Annotated in this window: 13 protein-coding genes and 1 pseudogene; 5 read left to right on the top strand and 9 right to left on the bottom strand. The window is 54.3% G+C overall.

Going from position 1 to position 20607, the window contains the following annotated elements:
* Positions 1-124: 124 nt before the first annotated feature.
* Positions 125-538, top strand: a complete 414-nt coding sequence (locus R3C20_02155) for a carboxypeptidase-like regulatory domain-containing protein (protein ID MEZ6039278.1) — start codon at positions 125-127, stop codon at positions 536-538.
* Between the two features lie 54 nt (positions 539-592).
* Here the strand turns inward: R3C20_02155 and R3C20_02150 are convergent, their stop codons facing one another.
* The 4 genes from R3C20_02150 to R3C20_02135 all read right to left on the bottom strand — a co-directional run bounded on the left by R3C20_02150 (position 593) and on the right by R3C20_02135 (position 3110).
* Positions 593-1132, bottom strand: a complete 540-nt coding sequence (locus R3C20_02150) for an ATP-binding protein (GenBank protein MEZ6039277.1) — start codon at positions 1130-1132, stop codon at positions 593-595.
* Between the two features lie 221 nt (positions 1133-1353).
* On the bottom strand, positions 1354-1764 hold the full coding sequence (locus R3C20_02145; protein MEZ6039276.1) for a hypothetical protein: 411 nt from the start codon (positions 1762-1764) through the stop codon (positions 1354-1356).
* A 227-nt stretch (positions 1765-1991) separates the two neighbouring features.
* The gene (locus tag R3C20_02140) at positions 1992-2642 is read right to left on the bottom strand and encodes a VCBS domain-containing protein (GenBank protein MEZ6039275.1); all 651 of its coding nucleotides are present in this window, start codon (positions 2640-2642) and stop codon (positions 1992-1994) included.
* Between the two features lie 102 nt (positions 2643-2744).
* Entirely contained in the window at positions 2745-3110 is a 366-nt protein-coding gene (locus R3C20_02135) for a hypothetical protein (protein MEZ6039274.1), read from the bottom strand.
* Here R3C20_02135 and R3C20_02130 point away from each other — a divergent pair.
* The 3 genes from R3C20_02130 (at position 3093) to R3C20_02120 (ending at position 9304) form a co-directional block, all read left to right on the top strand.
* Complete coding sequence (locus tag R3C20_02130) at positions 3093-5333, top strand: DUF1553 domain-containing protein (GenBank protein ID MEZ6039273.1); 2241 nt, start codon at positions 3093-3095, stop codon at positions 5331-5333. The two genes, R3C20_02135 and R3C20_02130, sit on opposite strands and share 18 nt — an antisense overlap.
* Positions 5334-5498: 165 nt before the next feature.
* Positions 5499-7751, top strand: a complete 2253-nt coding sequence (locus R3C20_02125; GenBank protein ID MEZ6039272.1) for a serine protease — start codon at positions 5499-5501, stop codon at positions 7749-7751.
* Positions 7752-7855: 104 nt separating this feature from the next.
* Positions 7856-9304 (top strand): DUF1501 domain-containing protein, encoded by a 1449-nt coding sequence (locus R3C20_02120; protein ID MEZ6039271.1) that lies wholly within the window; start codon positions 7856-7858, stop codon positions 9302-9304.
* 50 nt (positions 9305-9354) lie between these two features.
* Here R3C20_02120 and R3C20_02115 read toward each other — a convergent pair.
* Positions 9355-10245 (bottom strand): annotated as a pseudogene (locus R3C20_02115) (HDOD domain-containing protein).
* Positions 10246-10645: 400 nt separating this feature from the next.
* Here R3C20_02115 and R3C20_02110 point away from each other — a divergent pair.
* Complete coding sequence (locus R3C20_02110; GenBank protein MEZ6039270.1) at positions 10646-13243, top strand: EAL domain-containing protein; 2598 nt, start codon at positions 10646-10648, stop codon at positions 13241-13243.
* Positions 13244-13264: 21 nt separating this feature from the next.
* Here the strand turns inward: R3C20_02110 and R3C20_02105 are convergent, their stop codons facing one another.
* The 4 genes from R3C20_02105 to fusA all read right to left on the bottom strand — a co-directional run bounded on the left by R3C20_02105 (position 13265) and on the right by fusA (position 20040).
* Positions 13265-15454, bottom strand: coding sequence for an FG-GAP-like repeat-containing protein (locus tag R3C20_02105; protein ID MEZ6039269.1), 2190 nt, complete (start codon positions 15452-15454; stop codon positions 13265-13267).
* 441 nt (positions 15455-15895) lie between these two features.
* Positions 15896-16198 (bottom strand): hypothetical protein, encoded by a 303-nt coding sequence (locus R3C20_02100; protein MEZ6039268.1) that lies wholly within the window; start codon positions 16196-16198, stop codon positions 15896-15898.
* Positions 16199-16345: 147 nt separating this feature from the next.
* Positions 16346-17425, bottom strand: a complete 1080-nt coding sequence (gene lgt, locus R3C20_02095) for a prolipoprotein diacylglyceryl transferase (GenBank protein ID MEZ6039267.1) — start codon at positions 17423-17425, stop codon at positions 16346-16348.
* A gap of 497 nt (positions 17426-17922) precedes the next feature.
* Positions 17923-20040: an elongation factor G gene (gene fusA, locus R3C20_02090; protein MEZ6039266.1), complete on the bottom strand. Its 2118-nt coding sequence runs from the start codon at positions 20038-20040 to the stop codon at positions 17923-17925.
* Positions 20041-20607: the final 567 nt, after the last annotated feature.

Raw genomic sequence — 20607 nt, 5'->3', positions numbered from 1 at the left:
ATTAGTGAACAAGGATTGCCTGAAAACTCCTTGTCATTCTTCAGGTCCTCCACGAGGTGTGGAAAATGTCTCCCACCTCGTGGAGCTGAATCATTCTCTTATTTTCAATGGTGAACAACAAACTATGATCAACCGATTGCTGCTCGCAGTGCTGCTTGCCACGACTTCAACAGGAATTGCCGGGTGCAGCAGTAGCGATGACCTGGGCACCCGCTACTCAGTGAGCGGAAAGGTGACGTTTTCAGGGTCGCCGGTGAGTGAAGGCGAGATCTCTTTCGTGGACAAATCGACCGGTGGAAGTGACGCAGCAACGCTGGCCTCAGACGGCAGTTTTCAGGTTTCACTACCGGCAGGTTCATTTGCCGTTGTCATTACTCCCCCAACGATCATGGTCGACGAGGAAGAGAACACGGAGCCCTATGAATCCTTCAAGGATGTTCCAAACATTCCTGAGAAATACCGCACATCAAATGAAACGCCCATCGCGATTTCCATCAACGCCGACTCAAGCGATAACTCGTTTGACATGGTGCCCTGAGCAGCAACCGTTTTCACACCACTCACGCTGCAGATCCGCAGGTATAACAGACCCCTAATCTCTGCATTCCAGAATCATCTTCACGGTCAGATCATAACGCCAGTGCTTCATCCAGCCGAGAATGATATTCGCGGGGACTCGATGCCCTTGTCGTGTTGATTCTGACAGTTTCCGCGCCCACGCAGTAAACAGTCGCTCGTCGATGAATTCCCTGTACTTCAGCAACACTCGGAGTTCCTGCCACCATAGAGAATCGGGTTCAGCGAGTTCGATGGAATAACCATGCGCGACAGCCAGAAGTGCAAATTCCCGCGTTTCCGGATTCATACCGTTTCCGCGATCAACAACGACGGGTGAAATGCCAGCCATCAAGGCGTCTCTCATTCGTTCAAGAATCCACTGTCTGGCGGCAGGAAGCAATGCCGCATCAAAATCGTACGATTCAGGGTCTGTTCCGATCTGCGTGTAGAAGTAAGCATCCGTCTCCAGCACTATCCCCGACTCGCCCGCTAATCGCTTCGCGCGATGGCTCTTGCCGCAACCAGGCAGACCACGCATCAAATACACGACTTTGAGATGTTCAGAGTTCTGCATTCGTTCAGTTTAATGCTCTGATACCGGTGTCGACAATCCGTTGCAACCAGTGAATGATGAGTCAATGAAATCTCAGTCCAATGAACAGCAATCTGCCGCAGCGAAGAACTCATTTCCTGATCGAATGATTCTCAACGACACAAGAACCCGCACTGCATGCAATGCGGGTTCCCGAATTCCCTCTCGTGAATGACGACAGCCCGACTGATCGCTGCGATTGATCAGTTCTTTCGCTTGTCGCCGTTTCCGTAGTGCAGGTAATCGTTGCCCTGCTCGCCGAACAGATCATCCTTTTCGTCGTCATCCGTAACGTGCCCGATGTGTTTCAGGGCGGAAGTCAGATCGTCGCTGCTCCATGCGGCCAAAGCCCGATCCAGTGGGGAGAGGTCATCGTCACTCTCTGTCGAGCCACCGACCATCAGGTCATTTCCTCGGTTGCCCCGCAGATTATCCCCTCCCGTGCCGCCAATGAGGATGTCATCGCCGTCGTATCCGACGAGCATGTCATCCCCGCTACAGCCCACCAGGACAACGTTGCCTCTACTTCCGACGATTCGATCGGCACCCGCACCGCCGAAGACAAATTGCGAAGGGAAGTTGTCGTTGGGGCCAGGTAGCCATCCGGCCCCCATTCCATCATAAATATCGTTCCCGTCGCGCAGGTAAGACGAAAGAATTGAACGATGTCTCGACTATTCGTGCCGACGACAAAAAGTGTTCGTGACTCCTTCAACGACAGCAGTGGTCGTCGACGAAGCAGTCCCTCCGTTCCCATCGTCGACAGTGACCGTGATCGTGAAGATGCCGCCACTGAGATATTGGTGACTGCCCGCGAGTGTCTCCGCAAGCTCATCCACAGTCAGCGATTCAACCGTTCCGTCCCCCAGTTGACTGTTGCGGTGCGTGAGTCAGAAGTGTCGATATCACGAAATGATCCGCCGATCGACACCAGGCCGCTTGCCGATGCATCGTCAACGGTGTTGTGATCAGATGTGACACCTGAGATCATCGGAGCGTCATTTTCGCCAGTGATCGTGATGGCAATGAGTTGACTGGCAGTACCGTCGAGCGACACCACGTTGAAGCTGTCAGATGCCGACTCTCCTACCGACAGGGACTGCAGATCGGCAGTTCGCACGCACGACCAGTTGCCTGCAGCATCGATATTGAATGTACCGTAGCTTCCGGCAACGTTAGTCTGAGGCACAAAGGCAGCCTGCCCGTTGTCGACATCGCTGACCGTCAGGGCACCAATGGTGCCAGCGTCGTCCTCGGTCATGCTGCCCGTTGTCTCGCCGGTGATGATTGCCGCATCGTGGAGCCCGTTGATGGTGATGCTCACTGTCTGCGAGGCAGTTCCGTCCAACGACACCGCTGTGAAGCTGTCAGACAGCACGTCGCCGGCATTCATCGCATTCAAGTCGGCAGTTCGCGCGTACGACCAGTTACCTGCAGCATCGATACTGAATGTGCCGTGAACACCAGCAGTGTTGGTCTGCGAATCAACGATCGCATTTTAGAACCAGCGATTGATGACGCTCGTCGAATAGCGCCGTTGACGACTTTCCTGGACAGGAGTACGCACACCGTTCGCCCTTATCGCCCATGCCCTTTACCAGCTCGACGATTCGCTGCCCGCGACCAGAATACATGAACCAACACTGAAGTTTCCTGTCGACTTTGGCAATAACATTCGGGGCGACATTGCCGGACCAGCCAAACCAATGATGACAAATGCCAACATCGCCAGCAGAATCAGTACAAGATGGCTGGAATTTGGAGGCATGAGCGAATTCGCGGCCAGAGTCGGCAGAACATCGAAATACGGTGGACGATAGGTATAAGAGCAACTTAGACTTGTCTCGTTGTCGCAGATGACAACGCCCGCCTTCCCGACAGGAGCTGCGAAACATCCAGCCTGCCGGGGTTTTTCCCACCATCTGGCCTGAGATCCCGCGTCATGGCCTCCAATCAACACCCAAACACCTTCCGCGCAAGTGGTCGACCATTTCTTACTGCCATTGCTTTGGTGACATTCGTCGCCAGAACATTCGCGGATGACGGCTCGACAGTCAGCTTTGTGAACGATGTCGTGCCGGCACTCACAAAGATGGGGTGCAATGCCGGAGTGTGTCATGCCAAGGCTGGCGGAGGTCAAAATGGATTCCAGTTGTCTCTTCTTGGATTCGAAACCCTCGAAGATTACGACTCTGTTGTGAAGGAAGGCCGAGGCCGGCGGATCTTTCCAGCAGCAGCCGAACGCAGCCTGTTACTCATGAAGGCGACAGGTCAGATGCCGCATGGCGGAGGCAAGCGACTGGAAGCAGACTCGCAAACTCACCAGATGATGATCGACTGGATCAGGCAGGGAGCCAAATGGGATGGGGATTCCGCTCCCAGGCTGACCAGCCTTGAAGTAAAGCCGAATCGAAAGACACTCACACCCAGCGCGACGCAACAGCTTTCTGTCGTCGCCCATTATTCAGATAACACGCAGCGTGATGTCACAGAAATGGCGTTGTTTGAATCCAATGACAATGCCATGGCAACAGTGACCTCAACCGGACAAATCAGGATTCAGGACATCCCCGGCAAAGTCGCGATCATGGTTCGCTACCAGGGAGAGATTTCGGTCTGCAATTGTTCCGTGCCGCTGGGAGCACCAGTGGAATCACTTCCGCCCCGCAACAACTTCATTGATGACCTCGTATTCGCCAACCTCAAGGAACTCGGTATCCCACCTTCTGATGTCTGCGACGACGCCACCTTTCTCCGACGTGTCACGCTGGATATAGCCGGACGCCTTCCGACAATTCAGGAGTCTCAGGTATTTCAGGCCAACTCTGAAACAGACAAACGGCAACAAGTCGTTGATCAGCTTCTTCGCAGTCCTGAATATGCAGACTTCTTTGCAAACAAGTGGACCGCTCTTCTGAAAAATCGTCGAGACGAAGCCAGCGACATCACATCCAACTTTGCATTTCATGCCTGGATGCGAGACGGTCTGCTCGCGAATAAACCGTATGATCAAATGGTGCGGGAACTGCTGGCAGCCACAGGCACAATTATCGCCAATCCGCCGGTGGCGTGGTACAAGCGAGTCAAAGAACCCAAAGAACAGATCGAGGACGTCGCGCAGTTGTTTCTTGGGGTTCGTATGCAGTGCGCGCAGTGTCATCACCATCCCTTCGAACGGTGGAGCCAGGATGACTACTACAGCCTTGCCGCATTCTTCAGTCAGGTCGGAAGAAAACCGACCGACACCCGCGGCGAAGACATGATTTTCCACAAACGCGGCATCGCAACGGCAAAAAACATCAAGACAGGAATGGCCCTGAAACCAGCAGCGCTCGGCGATTCGATTCCTCCCATCACAGCAGACGAAGACCCACGTCTGAAGCTCGCTGACTGGATGTCTGATCCGCAGAACCCGTACTTCGCTCGAGCCCTCGTGAATCGCTACTGGAAGCACTTCTTTCGACGAGGTCTGATTGAACCAGAGGATGACATCCGTGATTCAAATCCACCGACAAATCCACAACTGCTGACAGCCCTGGAAAAGCACTTTATCCAGAATGGATTTCATCTGAAAGAGCTGGTGCGCCTGATCACAACTTCCAGTGCCTATCAGCTCAGTTCAACGCCAAATGAATACAATCTTTCGGACCAGCAGAACTACTCGCGTTATTACCCACGGCGTGTTCAGGCAGAGGTGCTGCTGGATTCGATCGATGACCTGACAGAAGCTCGCACAGATTTCCCCAACCTGCCAGCCGGAACGCGCGCCATCGCATTACCGGACAACAGCTACAACAAGGCATCGCCATTCCTGCGTGTCTTTGGTCGTCCGGAAAACGAAAGCGTTTGTGAATGCGAACGCGCTGAATCCCCAAGTCTTGCCCAGAGCCTTCATTTAATGAACGCAAATGATGTGAAGGCAAAACTTGCGACGCCGAACGGTCGAGCAGATCGGCTCTCACAATCGGACGCACCGATCGAAGAACGTATCACGGAAATCTATCAGGCGGCCTTCAGCAGGGCACCAACACCCGAAGAACTCAGGATCGCTGCGGATTATATGGCGGAAGAACGGCAAACCGCAGACGGAAAACCTGTGGATCCCAAAACAGCAGCACGAGAGAACTTCCAGGACCTGATCTGGGCGATGATCAATACGAAAGAGTTCCTGTTCAATCATTAGTCACCCATTTCACCAACTCTTCCACCGACACATCCGGCGGAAAAACGAAACAGCGTCGTGATCCAGATATTCATTTACGAAACGATCACCCTGAAGATCACTTTACTGTAACGAACAGAGCACATGGAGGGCCGACGCCTTGCCGCTCGCCATTGGGACCACGCCATGACTCAATTAAAACTGACCGCCACCTTCATGACCACGGCGCTGGCCCTGCTTTTGGCAATGCCTTCCTCTACCGGCCAGAGCGTCTGCCTTCCACTTCCCCGGCTACTGACGACAAAACCAATGGGCGCTCAGGTCGGCACAACCGTGGAGATTGAGATCACCGGGGACTTCATCGAAGACGCCGGGGACCTGCTTTTCTCTCATCCGGAGATTTCCGCTGTCCCGAAGCTGGCCGAAGACGGTCAAACACAGGCCAACAGGTACCTGGTGACAGTGTCTGAGAATTGCCCGGCGGGACTTTATGAAGCGCGGGTCATGTCAAGACTGGGGCTTTCGGCTGCTCGATTCTTCAGCGTGGGCACACTTCCTGAAGTTGTGCAGTCCTCACCAAATACGTCCCTGAATCAGGCGATGAAAATCTCAGTCGACTGCGTCTGCAACGCCGCAATGAGCAACAAGTCGGTGGACTATTTCAGCTTCAACGCAGTGCAGGGACAGCGTTATATCATCCACTGTGCAGCAAAAGACATTGATTCCAAACTGAACGCAGTGCTGATCGTCGCTGATGAAATGGGACGCGACCTGATTGTCGAGCGACGAGGTGGTGCCATTGATTTCACCGCCCCAAACGACGGTACCTTTGTCATCAAAGTGCACGAACTGACATTTAAGGGAGGTCCCGAGTACTTTTATCGATTGACTCTGCGCAAGTTGCACCCGGACGAGGCGATTCCACAGTTTGCTGCGACAAGGACAGTCAGTTCATTTTCGTGGCCACCGGAGGGATTGCCGGAAAAAGCAGCGATCAGAGAAACAGAACCGAACCCTCCCGCGACTGCTCAGAAGATTGAGCTGCCCTGTGACATCAGCGGCAGTTTTTTCCCGGCGGCGGACGTCGATGCATTTGAATTCACCGCCAGAAAAGATGAGGTGTGGTGGATTGAAGTAGCGTCTGAACGACTTGGCAGGCCAACGGACCCATCTGTTGTTGTCCAGCGAGTAACTGGCGAGGGAGAACAGCAGACAGTATCCGATGTCGCTGAATACTCCGACATCCCGAGCCCGGTCAAAGTGTCGAGCAATGGCTATGCCTACGACGGGCCACCGTATAATGGTGGTTCTGCCGACATCATCGGCAAACTGGAAGTCAAGGAAGACGGGTTGTATCGCCTTCAGATCACCGATTTGTTCGGAGGTACGCGAACGGACGACCGAAATATCTACCGCCTGATCATTCGCAAGGCACAACCGGACTTCGCACTGATCTCATGGGCGATGCATATGGAGCTTCGCAATGGCGACCGCAACGCGCTCAGCAAACCGATTGCCCTTCGAGCCGGGGCAACCATGGCACTCGAAGTTGTGGCTGTCCGCCGCGATGGATTCGATGGGCCAATCGAGCTGAAAATGGAAAACCTGCCGGACGGAGTGACTGCCGAGGGACTGACGATTCCGGCCGGAAAGTCTCGCGGCATCATGCTGATTACAGCCGGTCAAGAGGCCCCTCGCGGGATGGCATTTACTTCGTTTACGGGGAAAGCCATGATCGGTGATAAAGAAGTGACGCACGCCGTAAGCATGGCCGCCATGGCATGGCCCGTGCGAGATGCCTGGCAGGAAATTCCGTCACCCAGACTTGTCACCAGCATCCCGGTTTCGGTCACAGATTCCGAAGTCGCACCGATCTCAATTGCAGCGTCCGAGCAGGATATCTTCGAGGTCAAAGCGGGAGAGAAACTCAACATACCTCTAATGCACACTCGTCGTGACGAATTCTCCGGTTCGACTCTTCAGTTAAGGACGTTCGGTGAAGGGTTTGAAAACGTTCCCCGATTCGACATTAAACTCACCGACGGTGCTTCAAAAGCCGTCATTGATACGGGGGCTCTCAAGACAGCCGCCGGTGATTACACGATCGCATTCTACGGTAGCGCTGTCGCAAAATATCGATTCAATCCGTCCGCCGTCACATCGGCCGAAACGCGGCTGAAACAGGCAGAAGAGCTGCTGGCCGCGCTGGATGCCGAACTGAAAACGCAAACGACACAGACAGCGACTGTTTCATCAGAGTCCGGGCAGCAGGCAGACGAACTTGTCACGGAACTGACCAACAAAATGAAAGCCGCCGAAGCGGTTCGGGATCAGCGAAAAAAAGAACTGGAGGCAGCCACAAAAGCCGCAGCCCCCAAAGACACGGCAGAGATCGTTGTGACCGAACCCATCCATATTCGCGTCCTCCCGGCCGATTGATTCGATTCGTGATCAGAAGAAGATGACTGCATAACCGCTGAACACCAAAACCCGCAACTTCACCAGCAATCAGACATCCACAATTCCAGGACAGGACCGTCATCATGAGCGATCCATTTCATGCTTCGTCAGTTTGTCCGTGCCTCGGGCCACGGGAATTCGGTTCCGCCAGCCGACGCGGATTTCTCCGCCTGGGGCTTGCCGGATTCACAAGTTTGAGTCTTCCCGGACTTCTGCGAATGCAGGCCATCAACGCTGCGCTGTCCTCTTCAAACGGAGTCAAAGAGAAGAAGGCCGTGATTATGGTCTGGAAGCCGGGTGGATGCTCCCACATTGACACGTACGATCCAAAGCCGGACTCCGGCAGCGAATACCGTGGTCCGTTCGGTACCATCGATACAGCGGTGCCGGGACTACAGTTCACAGAACTACTGCCCATGCAGGCGAAAATCGCGGACAAGTTCACAGTGCTGAGATCGATGCGACAAACGGCGGGCGGGCATCCGGCAGGGTCGATGCAGATGCTCTCGGGTGACCCCGATACACGTGACAAGCCAAAGCCGAAGTACCCCGACTGGATGTCGGTTGCAAATTTTCTGCGTGCGCAGGAAGGCCCACGGAATAATCCCCTGCCAGCCTACGTCGGAATCAACCCGCCACTCGAATACAATGGTCCGGCTTATGTCGGAGATGCCTATGCACCCTTCGTCGTCAAAGGCGATCCCAACGCGCCGAACTTTACAGTGCCAAACATCGGGCTTGGCAGCCAGCAGGAAATTCAACGCATCGACCGACGCACCTCCCTGCGTCAGAATCTCGATAAGCTCGAACGCGCTTTCGATCAGCGCCGCGAACTGGAAGCGCTGGATCAGTTTGAAGAACAGGCTCTGACGCTGCTCACCAACCCCGCGACAAAAGACGCATTCGACCTTTCAAAGGAAGACGACAGGACACGCGATCGATATGGCCGAAATACATGGGGACAACAGTTGCTCATGGCAAGGAGGCTGATCGAGGCGGGTGTCGATGTCCTGACTACCAGCCTGAACGGCCCACTTTGCGGGCGGGTCAATAACTGGGACGATCATGCGGTTAACCATCATGTATTTGACGCGATGCGTTTTCGTGCAAATGCTTACGATCAGGCGGTCTCTGCGCTAATCGAAGACATCTACGACCGGGGGCTCGACAAACGCGTGCTGGTCGTCGTCACGGGCGAATTTGGTCGCACTCCGAAAATCAGCTATGCCGCGAGTACGGGAGCGGGCAACGCCAGCGCTCCGGCTGGAACGCAGCAACCGGGTCGCGACCACTGGCCGCGTGCTTTTTCCAATATCTGGGCCGGCGGCGGAATTGAAACCGGTCGATTCATTGGTGCGACGGATAAACGCGGCGAAGATTCCATCGAACGGATCTGCAGCGCTGGTGACTTTCTGGCGACGATCTACCACCACCTTGGTATCGACGCACGAAAGACATTGATCGAAGACTTCAACGGCCGTCCAACACCTATTGTGGACCACGGCGAACCCATCGCCGAACTGATCGGCTGACGGGTTCACAGCAACAGGCCCATCCTCCGATCACCGGTCAGCAGCGAGCACTAACCCAGAATGCTGGACACTTCGTGCATCTCTGCGCGGATGCGTTCACTGAACTCCGCCACGTGGTAAGGCGTAATCTGAAGTTCGTCCAGAATCTCAGGATCAATATCCAGAGATGTGTGGTCCAGACGAAAGCCGTCAGGCATCGCCGCTGCCACAAGGTCAGCAAGGCGAATAACGCACGCAACGTCTCGATGTTCGTCAGGCACCAGGAACGGCTCATGATGCGCGCCGACAAGCGTCGAGATCAATTCAGGAAAGTTCCAGTATTCGCAGACTTCCTGACCGAGTGCAGCATGATCCAGACCAAACCAATGCCTCTCTGCTTCGCGCAGATCTTTCATCGGAACACCAAACTAATCCAGTTCCGTATCACGAACGCTCAGCAATAATTTATTCTGAGCCCAGTAGACTTCGGCCATCAGTCCAATGTCATGTGTGAGTCCTGCAAGGAACAATTCATTGGGATCTCCGATCGTCAGCCGCTCAGAAATAATCCTTGCGGCTGTCGCTGTTGTCGCCGAATGCAGCCACAGTCGGCGCGTATCAAGCCCCCCTGCATCTCCTCGGCTGCCCGAATTAAACAACTTCACCATCGAAGCGGCGACAGCGATATTTCGAACAGCATTACGCCCCAGAACAACGACAGCACGGTCGATGGTGCTGATCTGGCGAGAGAGTCTGTAGAAGACCGAATTCACAACCTTCAGAATGCGAGTGGACATTGCGATGTCCTGACTGATCAACTTCTGAAGATCTGCAGGCGTGGATTCCGGATCCTTTGCCATCGCCAGAATCTTGAAGGTAACTTCGGGCAGAGCAGGGAGGTTGCCGTATTTGGGTCGGGACTTTTCTTCGTCCTGCTGAATTTCCTGCAATGTCGTTGCCATCATATACCTGCTTCCGACTGTCACTCGTTACAGCGATCGCGTGGCGAGTCGCGGGGTTTCCAATATCTTCGTACCAAGCCTAGCACAACTTGTTTGCAAACGCCGGATACACCTCTCAGAGAATGCATGCGGCGGGCAATTCCTACTCACAATCCATCGAATCGGAGAGGAACCTGGTACAGAACCCGATAGGGTTTCCGCGGCGTCATTGGTATTGTTGCCCAGCCTTTGCCCGCAGAATCCAAATTGTGGAATGCGGGAACGTGTCCCCGGCGAATTCTGAGACGTGATGAACAGCGGATACCCACATTGTAACCAAGTATTTACCGAAGCCAGCGTCACCTGAGTTTGCCAAAGTGGCGACTATGGCGATGTCCGATTGCCCGCCGGTAAAACTTCGATGTGGACTTGTATCGATTATCAACTCGACTTTCTGGCATTCACAGCATGCTGCGCAGCCGGATTGTTCGGGCTTCTGCGGATGGGCAAACGCTGTGAAGGTGAGAAAACCGCTTTCCGCGCCTGCCTGCTCACCACCTCGATTCTGCTCTTTTGCGGCCATCGCTACGTCCAGATGGTGGATGCCGATCAACGGTGCAACCTCATCAATCAAATGAGCGCATTTGCAACGACCTACGCCGGAGAAACAGAGAAGCTGGGCCACGCGTCGATCCCCAATGATGTCACAACCGATGATGCGCACTACCAGCGGCTTCTGGAAGCCCAGTTGCGATGGTTGCGTGCCAATACTCTGATCAGCGACATCTACACGATGCGCCGGACCGACGATAACCGGACTCTGTTGTTGATTGATTCAGAAACAGACTATGACCGCGACGGACATATCGACGAAGAACTGGAAGCTCGCACTATCCCAGGCGAAGAATACGATGGGTTCGATTCCGGGACCCCTGCAAAGGCGTTTAACGAAGCACTAAGCGGGCTTCCGGCATTTATTTCCGTGCCGTACAGCGACCAGTGGGGACTCTGGGTGACGGCATTGCACCCAATGCATGACCAGCACGGACGTGTCGAGGCAGTTCTGGGTGTTGATTTCCCCGCGGCGGTCTGGGGCCGTCAGATCTTCAACGCCCGTCTGTCAGTCATTGGCATACTTGCTGTCATTGAATCGATTCTGCTGGCATCGGCGGCATTTGCGACACTCACACGATTCCATCTGAAGCAGCAGCAGTTCGCAGCAAATCGGCTCCAGCAGTTCAAGACCACTCTCGACCAGACTCTGGACAGCGTGTTTATGTTCCGCCCGGGGGATTTCCGATTCATCTATGTGAATGAAGGGGCACGACAGCTGCTGGGCTACAGCGAAGAGCAATACCTGCAGATGACGCCTCTGGATATCGTTCCAGGATTCTCAAACGATGATCTTCAAAAACTCACCAGACCGCTGACTGAAGGGACTCATCAGCTCTTCACGTTTGAAACAACACACCGACACATCAACGGGCACGAGATCCCCGTGGAACTCTCGTTGCAATTCGTCCATCAGTCGACCGATACCCCGCGTTTTGTCGGAATTGTTCGCGACATTTCCGAGCGGAAAAAGATCGAGAAAGAACTGATGATTGCAGCCAGGCTCGACCGCCTGACAGGATTGCCGAACCGCGCTCTGTTTCACGATCGTCTGAAGTTGTACATCGAACGAACTCGTCAGGTGCCCGGATATCAGTTTGCCCTGATGTTCCTCGACTTTGACCGCTTCAAAGTCGTCAACGACAGCCTGGGCCACGATGTTGGAGACGCATTGCTCAGGGAAATTGCAGTTCGACTGCGAGACAACCTCAGTACGACAGATTCCATCAGCACACTCGCAGACGGCACGACCGTGTCGCGGCTGGGAGGAGATGAATTTGTTGTGATCCTGGACGATATCGATGGCCCCGAAGCAGCATGTCAGTCCGCTTCCCACCTGATCAGTGCTCTGGGCGAACAGTATCAACTTGGCGATCACGCAGTTCGTTCGAATGCCAGCATCGGAATTGTGTGCAGCCATGTACGTTACCAGCGTCCGGAGGACATGCTTCGTGATGCCGACACGGCAATGTATGAAGCCAAAGCCCGGGGAAAAGCATGCTACGTCGTTTTTGACGACAGTATGCGTGAAGCCGCCCAGCAGAGACAGCAAACCGAAACAGAACTACGGTCCGCGATTGGCACAGAACAACTCTCTGTCGTCTGGCAGCCCATTGTCTCACTCGAAGACGGAAAGCTGCACGGAGTTGAAGCGATCATCCGCTGGGATCATCCAACTCGCGGCATGATTCCTCCGGAAGAATTCCTGCCCATTGCAGAAGAAACCCGGCTCAGCCTTCCGCTGAGCGACTGGGTCATGCGAACCGCCTGCGCACAATTTGTCGACTGGCATTTGCAGCATGTTGAAGAAGCCCCCCGATATGTGAGCATTAATCTGTCTGAACGACAATTGATGCAGGATCACATGGCCGATCACATTATTCAGATCCTGAATTCCTACGGCATGAAGCCGCAACAGTTGCAAATTGAAGTCACAGAATCAGAAATCATGGCCCATCGGGTCGCAGCGGGTGAAGTCCTGCACGCCCTGTCTCAGGCGGGCATCCGACTGGCAATCGACGATTTTGGTACAGGTTATTCATCCCTCGCCTGCCTTCAGGAATTTCCGTTCACCGTTCTGAAGATGGATCGCACATTTGTCGCCAACCTGAACGACGGACATGATGTCATCGCCGTTGCCCATTCGGTTGTGACGCTTGCAGAAAACATTGGCATCGCCTGCATCGCAGAAGGTATTGAAGATCCCGTGCAACTGGCTGTTCTGCAATCCATGAACTGTGGCTACGGGCAGGGCAACTTTCTGTGCCCACCTGGCACAGCAGAAGAAATCGCCCTCGCACCGTGGAAGCACTGCCATGACCTGGTTGCGGAACTGATCGCGCCGGCAGAACCGGAATGCGAAGTTCCTTCAATGGCCTGGCGCGCCTTTATTGGTCTCGAAGATTAGCCCGGCAGGATGCTCCCAACATCATTTCAAAGCTTTCTTCAACCAGTTGTAGGCTTCCAGCCGCGTTTCCGCAGGAAAGTCGTGCCCACAATTCGGATACACGGCAACCATGCCGCCTGATTTACCGTAGACGTCGTAGATACCATTGACTGCTTCCACAACCTGCTTCACGCCGGGATTATCGAAGTTCGAATCATCAACGGGCGCGCTGATAAACACTGATCGCGGCGCGATCGCAGAAAGCACTCCATCGAAGTCGAACGGCACTCGATCGGGACGATTCTGATACAGATCACGAATGCGGGGCATGTAGCGATCACTGGTCCACCCGGCCAGATTGCCCTCATAATAATTCTGAAATGCGGTGAACCCGCAGCTTGTCACGGCGGCTCGAATTCGAAGATCAAAGGCCGCGGTGAACAACGTGTTGTGACCTCCCAGGGAATGTCCAATACAGCCTATTCGATCCGCATCGACCTCCGGCAGTGACTCCAGCAGATCAATCGCCCGGATATTATTCCAGATCGCTTTCATCGATCCGCTGGCATAGTGACGACCGTTCGTTTTGAAGTCATAGGTGTAGTCACCGAACGAAGGGTAGTCTGGAACCAGACAAACGAAACCCAGATTTGCCAGCTCGTGTGCATAGTGCAGATTTGGCAACCCGCCCAATCCTGCTGGTTCTCCCTTTCCGATGCGCGTTGTCTGATGGAGACACAGCATTGCCGGACCACGCCCGCTTTCAGCCTTTGGAATCAGAAGAAAGGCAGGGACTCGGTCACCGGCTTCCGGAGCGTAACTGATTCGATGTCTGAGATATCCCACGACGTCCTCGGTCGACTCAATCCTGACATCAAGGGGAACGCGCTGATCGGGTTCTGGCAACGGCCCCATCACTTCGGACATCGCCTGAAGAATCCGGGATCGCCGGCGACCTGCGTCGAACGGAGTCTCCAGGACACGCTCTGAGCCGTCCGTTTCGCGCAATGTCGCGATGTTCCTGTTAGCGACCGCGAATGAACTCAGAGGATGCGATTCCTGAGGGATTGCGCCGATGTTTTCAAGAAAAAACAGTCCGTTGCGATCAGCCGTAATGAAGTCGATATCCCCGTCCAGGTCCAGATCCACGGCTTTGGGATCCAGTCCGAATCCAACGCCGGCTGAATCGCCGGAATCAATTGAGTGCCGCCGCCACGTCATCGTACCAGGCTGAAACTCGTACCAATAGCTTACAATCGGGTTGTATTCACCGGGGTCCTTTCCGTCATGCCCCATGAAACGCTTTCCAGCAATCAGGTCTTCCCGACCATCACCATTGACATCCGCCAGCAACAGGCTGTGGGGTTGCGACCAGCTTGTGTCAATGGCATGCCTGACCCAACCACGTCCGGCTTCCGCTTTCACCTGTTGCAGCCAATACAAACCTGTGCGATGGCCACGTCCATAAATCACATCAGCCAATCCATCGCCGTTGACGTCATGTACGACAATCGGGATGCTCGCGTCTCGCTCCAGTTCGAAATCCGCGTGAAAGATCCACCGTTCATTCCGTCGGTCATCCGGGGCCTGAGCCCACCCAAATCGTCCCACGACATCGCCACGACCATCACCGTCAATATCGCCGAATCCTACGCCATGCCCCGCCAGTTCATCCGGAAGCGCATGGCGTTGCCAATGCGGTTCCCTGCCGGCAGCGATACTAAACCATGCAGAAAACTTCACTCCATTGGGAAGCACGTCCGGTAACCCGTCACCATCAACATCCGCGAGCCTTCCTGTTTCCATTGCACCAGGCCGGGCGACTTCATGTTTTTCCCATGCGTCATCCGAATCGGGACCTGGATTCTGAATCCAGTAGATTGATTCGCTGCGGTAGTTCACACTAATGATGTCCTTCAGGCCGTCGGCATTTACGTCGTACGGCAAACAGGAATAATCATCGAAGCGACCCCGAATCTGCTCCACATCCCGCACATGGTGCTTCTTCCACGCACTCAACGCATCCAGAGGCATCTCGTACCATGCCCCGCCTGTGATCACATCGGGACGACCATCGTGATTCACATCCATCGCTGCGCAGGAGTGCATTTCGGAAGCGGAATCAATGACATGTCGACGAAAACCAATCGTTTGTCCGTCCTGCGCCGTCACCTCAGCGGGCACAACAATCAAAAGGCACAGTACACCCACAGAATTCAGGAAGCGTGTCATCGCCGTCTCCAACCAGAGCGTTGTCGAGCAATTACCAACAGCAAATTCGCAGGCGAGTCAGCACAAGTCAATTGAATCGCCGTCAACAGCTGGCGGGCATGAGAATCTGCGGAATGGCTCTCGGGCAGGAGTGACAACAGGAAAATCCATCCACAAACATCACTTTAACAGGGCAGGGCAGGGCGATATCTCTGTCTGACTGGCAACAGGCGGGATCTCTTACACGACAAAAGAAGGCCACTTGCTCATCGTCGTCGTGATTCCCGAATTCAAACTCCTGGGCGCCAAAGAATGGAATCACCAAAGACAATTCAATGGCCGCGTTGTCGTCACTGGCGACCAGTTCATCCTACGTTGGCACAGATTTCTGAATGCCAACGGCGACTCAGGCAATTCCCGAACCAAACATAATCTTCCAAAGACAGTGGCACGATCACCCGACTATGCCTGCTTCTTCCGTGTTGAATTCCTGAATGCAGCCTTCGCGTCCAGGATATAGTCCTGCATTTTGGATTCAATCGTACCGCACGAAACAGATGAAGGACGACTCCTGATGTGGACCGTCAGAGCCTTACCTTCGATCGCATAACACCCACTGATCGTGCCAATGGGTGTGGGAATCGCAAAGTCTCCGGAACCGACCCGGCAACTGCCCCGTGCTCGAACAAGCTCCACTCGCAAAAGCTCAACGATCGCCTCGACATCGGCCCCCACGTAAAGCTGAAATGGAACACAGTCGGCCATTGCCTTTCCTTCACATTCGTTTGGTTCCGAGGTGTAACTGTCAGTCCCATTGAAAACGATTCGAAAGGCAACCCGATGTGACAGCGAGGCGCATTTCCACAAGCGTTCGCGCGACCACAAACCACACATTGTGGGGACGGGCATCCGTCAGGCGTTCGCAGCGGCCTTGCAATCCGAATCTGCAGCTCTCGTCAGTTTGTTGCGCTTATGGAAGTAATACATCGCTGCAATTCCACTCACAAGCAAACCAATACTCATCAGTTGAGAGAAAGTGAGAGTCAGACCCAGACGGCCCGGTTCGTCGTCGCGATAGATTTCGAGCACATAGCGATTGATGGGGTAAATGATCCACGCCATTGCCAAAACGGCACCGTCAAACGGACGACGGCGAAAGAACCACGCCAGCAAGCCCGCCAACAGGAATGCTGAAACAGAACTGTAAATCTGTGTCGGATGCAATGGGATGGTGGAAATGGCGTCCGGTGGAATCGTCCCGCGTTCCACAAGTCGTTGAAACGTGATGCTGTCCGGAGGAAACTGGACAGACCAGGGCAGGGCACACGGTGCTCCGAAACAGCAACCGTACAGGAAACAACCAATACGACCGAACCCTTCGCCAACGAATAGCGATGGAGCAATCACATCGCAAAGTACAAGCGGATCGACATTCCGCCGTCGACAGTAAACCAGTAGCCCGATCACTCCGCCAATGATGCACCCGTAGAAAACAATCCCCCCATCCCACAAGGCGAAGGGCGCAATCAGAAGTGCAAGCCCCGTCTTACCTGCAAAAACCTGCGGTCCATACTGGCTGAGATAAACAGCTCGGGCACCGATCAGGCCGGGGATCAGCAGCCACATCATTAAATCCCAGATGATATCGGGCGGCAAACCGACCGTCTGAATTCGCCGGGCAGCGAGCAGTGTGGCCGTTGAAAAGCCAACAAACATCATAAAGCCGTAACCAAAGACCGGAATGCCGCTGTTGACCAGCGAAAGATTCAGAATCGGGACTGCGAGGATAAACGCGGGTAATACCAGCCAGCTCAGGTTTTCAGAGACGGCTGCTTTCAGATCCCGTTTTATTCGCCAATTCACGAACACCAGCACTACGGTCACGATCAGCATCACGGCCACCAGCCACCCGGCGCCAACAAGAAGTTCGTTGCCAACGGACTGAAAGGTCCAGAACTGGTCGAACACGAATCGTAGAAGCACCTTGCGCATGGCCGAATTGAACCTGATACAAATCACCGGAATCTCAGGACGATGACTCTGACACGAGTCGCCGTTCCTCCGTTTTTCCGAAGCATATCAAACCCAGCCTCGTTGCTCACGATCAGTTTCTCCGCCCAAAACACCTGTCTTGCCAGACTGCGTTCAGAAAACCGGCCACTTTTTGCTGAACAATCAGATCAGCCAGGTCTCTCCGTTAGTATACGGAGCCTTACGAGCCGGTCGCGAGCACAGACACACATCGAAGAACACACTCAACACATGAACTTGAAGGACCCGTCGAACTGTCGGTTCAGACCATGGATCAAACAGGCTGACCCTGATCGATGATCTCGAGGCACAGTTTCGTTCTCTTCGACGCACAAGCAACGATCTGGCGATGATCGACGCTCGGCAGACCTGCACCGATCAGGCGGTTCTAACGGATTCAGGGTAACCGGTCCCCGACCAGATGGTCAGGGACCGGTCATCGATCCAGCAGGACCTGACTATTGCAATACACCGCGTTGAGTGTCTGCAGGCATCGGGGCATATCGACAGAATGCCATCGAAAACACGCCCTGTCCCTGTGTCATACAACGGAGCTCATCGGCGTAGTGAAACATTTCAGCCAGTGGAATGACGGCAGTAATCAGACAAGAGCCATCACGGGTCTCCGAGCCGGTGACGAGTCCTCGCCGACTAGCCAGATGCCCGGTCACTCCTCCCTGAAACCGAGCCGGCACTTCGACCTCAACGGACATGACAGGTTCGAGCAACCGCACATCAGCGTTCGGAAGAATGACGTCTCTCATTGCCGCCTGAGCACAGAGCCGAAACGACAGTTCAGATGAATCGTTTTCATGGTACGCTCCGTCCAGTAAATCGATTCGTACTCCCACAACTTCGAATTCACCGAGCGGTCCGCGGTTGAGTTCATCCAGGAAGCCCTGTTCGACCGCAGGGATGAACTCGCGAGGAATTCGACCACCGCGAACATGATTCACAAACTCAAAGTGCTTTTCACCATCGACACCCAGCGGAATCATTCGGCCTTTGATCTGCGCGAATTGCCCCGGGCCACCCGTCATCTTTCTCAGGACATACTCAAAGTCGACGGCACAGCTCGGGTGCTGACGATAGGCAACCTGTGGTTGACCTGTCGCACATTCACACTGATACAACTGCTTCAGCTTCTGCAGGTAAACGTCCAGATGAAGCTGCCCCATTCCGGCGATCAACGTTTGTCCTGTCCGCGCGTCTGTGAAAACACGAAACGTTGGATCTTCACGCCGAAACGCCTCCAGCGCTTTCGCCAGCTTTCCGAAATCTTCACTACGACAAGCTTCAATTGAGACCCTCATCACTGGTTCCGGCACAAACATACTTTCGAGTGTGCAGTGGATGCCATGGCCCGTGAACGTATCTCCGGATGCGCAATCCAGGCCGACGACTGCCACAATGTCTCCTGCGGAAGCCATTGCGATGTCCTCGCGTTTGTCCGCATGAATACGCAGCAATCGGCTCACCCGCATGCGACGTCCAGTGCGTGCGTTCCGGTAAGTGTCTCCCCGAACAAGTCGCCCCTGGTACAGACGCAGGAACGTTAGCTGTCCGAAAGATTCAACAACGCTCTTGAATGCCATCGCAACCAGCGGAACATCGGCGGCCGCTGAAAGCTCAACGACCGCCTGCTGTTCTGCCATTTCAGAAACGTCCGAGGCAACAGCCTTTTGACTGGTCCGGTGGCCCGGATTCAGATTGATCGCTGTCACGACTCTGTCTGCGGGACTCGGCAAATACCGAGTGATCGCAGTCAGGACCTCCTGCACTCCTTTGTTCCTGTAGGCAGTCCCCATCAGTACTGGTGTCAGCCTGTGGGCAAGCGTCGCCTCACGAATGACTCGATACAGCAGGTGTTCACCAGGATCTTCGCCATTCAGCAGGATCTCCATGAGTGCGTCATCGAACTTCGAAAGCTCCTCCAGCAGTTCGGCCCGAGCTGCTGCGGCAGTTTGCTGCATCTCCAGTGGAACCGCGGATCGCTCAACCTGACGACCATCAGCACCTTCAAAGTAGATCGCCTCCATCGTGATCAGATCAATCACACCTCGAAAGTTCTCTTCGCGCCCGACAGGCAACTGCAGTGCCACAGCGTGACACCGAAGTTTTTCGCGGATCTGCAGAATGACTCGCTGCGGATCTGCCCCCGCACGATCCATCTTGTTGATGAAAGCAATCCGGGGCACGCCGTAACGTTTCATCTGCCTGTCGACGGTCATCGACTGACTCTGGACACCTCCGACAGCGCAGAGGACCAGTACGGCTCCGTCAAGGACTCGAAGGCTCCGTTCAACTTCAATGGTGAAATCCACGTGCCCGGGAGTGTCAATGATATTGATCCGATGTTCATCCCACTGCACCTGCGTAACAGCAGACGAAATGGTAATGCCACGCTGAATTTCAATGGGATCAAAATCCATTGTCGCAGAGCCTTCACGCCCTTTGACATCTCCCATGCGATGTATCCGTCCACAGTAGTACAACATTCGTTCTGTCAATGTCGTCTTGCCAGAATCGATGTGAGCCGAAATGCCGACGTTTCTCAGGTTATGGATGGTGTTCATAGTGAACTCCTTTCAAGGTAAGCCATCACACGCCACAAGCAATGGCGACGCGGAGGCTGTCAGTGCGGATCTAACAACGGAAAGCAGCTCCCGGGAAAACGCATCTCCACATCTCGACACGACATGGAATCATCCCGGAAGCGGACGGGCTCACATTCAGCACGCGGACAACTCTCAAGTGCCCTGAAGCACGAGACTGCCTACGAACACAAACGGCACCATGTACACTCCGGCGAATGCGGGTGCGTCCTGGTGTTGAGCCAACGGAAACCTGATCTGCAGAATCAACGCGAACAAACGCGCGAAGTATGCCGGCCGGAAGGCCTGTCGATTACGCGCAGAATGCCCGCTCTGATGACAATGAAGCTCGATCCTCCGATGAACGGAAGGAGAACTTCAGTATGGTATTGAGACGGATCATAACGTAGTGATCCGGACAGAGTTTCAGGGCGACTGATCTGCTTATCGCCGCTAATGGTTCACATTCGTGAATCCGACACTATGATCGGCGGAAGGTTCACTGGTCCCCGTGAAAATTTCTTCTCGCGAAAATTCAATTGGAGACAG

Source organism: Planctomycetaceae bacterium (assembly GCA_041398825.1).
In the GTDB taxonomy this organism is placed as follows: Bacteria; Planctomycetota; Planctomycetia; order Planctomycetales; family Planctomycetaceae; genus F1-80-MAGs062.
This window is presented reverse-complemented; position numbering and strand designations above follow the sequence as displayed.

Excerpts from the sequence above, each read along its gene's own strand:
- R3C20_02155 (MEZ6039278.1), top strand. The coding sequence starts at position 125 with ATGATCAACCGATTGCTGCTCGCAGTGCTGCTTGCCACGACTTCAACA.
- R3C20_02150 (MEZ6039277.1), bottom strand. The coding sequence starts at position 1,132 with ATGCAGAACTCTGAACATCTCAAAGTCGTGTATTTGATGCGTGGTCTG.
- R3C20_02145 (MEZ6039276.1), bottom strand. The coding sequence starts at position 1,764 with ATGGGGGCCGGATGGCTACCTGGCCCCAACGACAACTTCCCTTCGCAA.
- R3C20_02130 (MEZ6039273.1), top strand. The coding sequence starts at position 3,093 with ATGGCCTCCAATCAACACCCAAACACCTTCCGCGCAAGTGGTCGACCA.
- R3C20_02125 (MEZ6039272.1), top strand. The coding sequence starts at position 5,499 with ATGACTCAATTAAAACTGACCGCCACCTTCATGACCACGGCGCTGGCC.
- R3C20_02120 (MEZ6039271.1), top strand. The coding sequence starts at position 7,856 with ATGAGCGATCCATTTCATGCTTCGTCAGTTTGTCCGTGCCTCGGGCCA.
- R3C20_02110 (MEZ6039270.1), top strand. The coding sequence starts at position 10,646 with ATGTGGACTTGTATCGATTATCAACTCGACTTTCTGGCATTCACAGCA.
- R3C20_02105 (MEZ6039269.1), bottom strand. The coding sequence starts at position 15,454 with ATGACACGCTTCCTGAATTCTGTGGGTGTACTGTGCCTTTTGATTGTT.
- R3C20_02100 (MEZ6039268.1), bottom strand. The coding sequence starts at position 16,198 with ATGGCCGACTGTGTTCCATTTCAGCTTTACGTGGGGGCCGATGTCGAG.
- lgt (MEZ6039267.1), bottom strand. The coding sequence starts at position 17,425 with ATGCGCAAGGTGCTTCTACGATTCGTGTTCGACCAGTTCTGGACCTTT.
- fusA (MEZ6039266.1), bottom strand. The coding sequence starts at position 20,040 with ATGAACACCATCCATAACCTGAGAAACGTCGGCATTTCGGCTCACATC.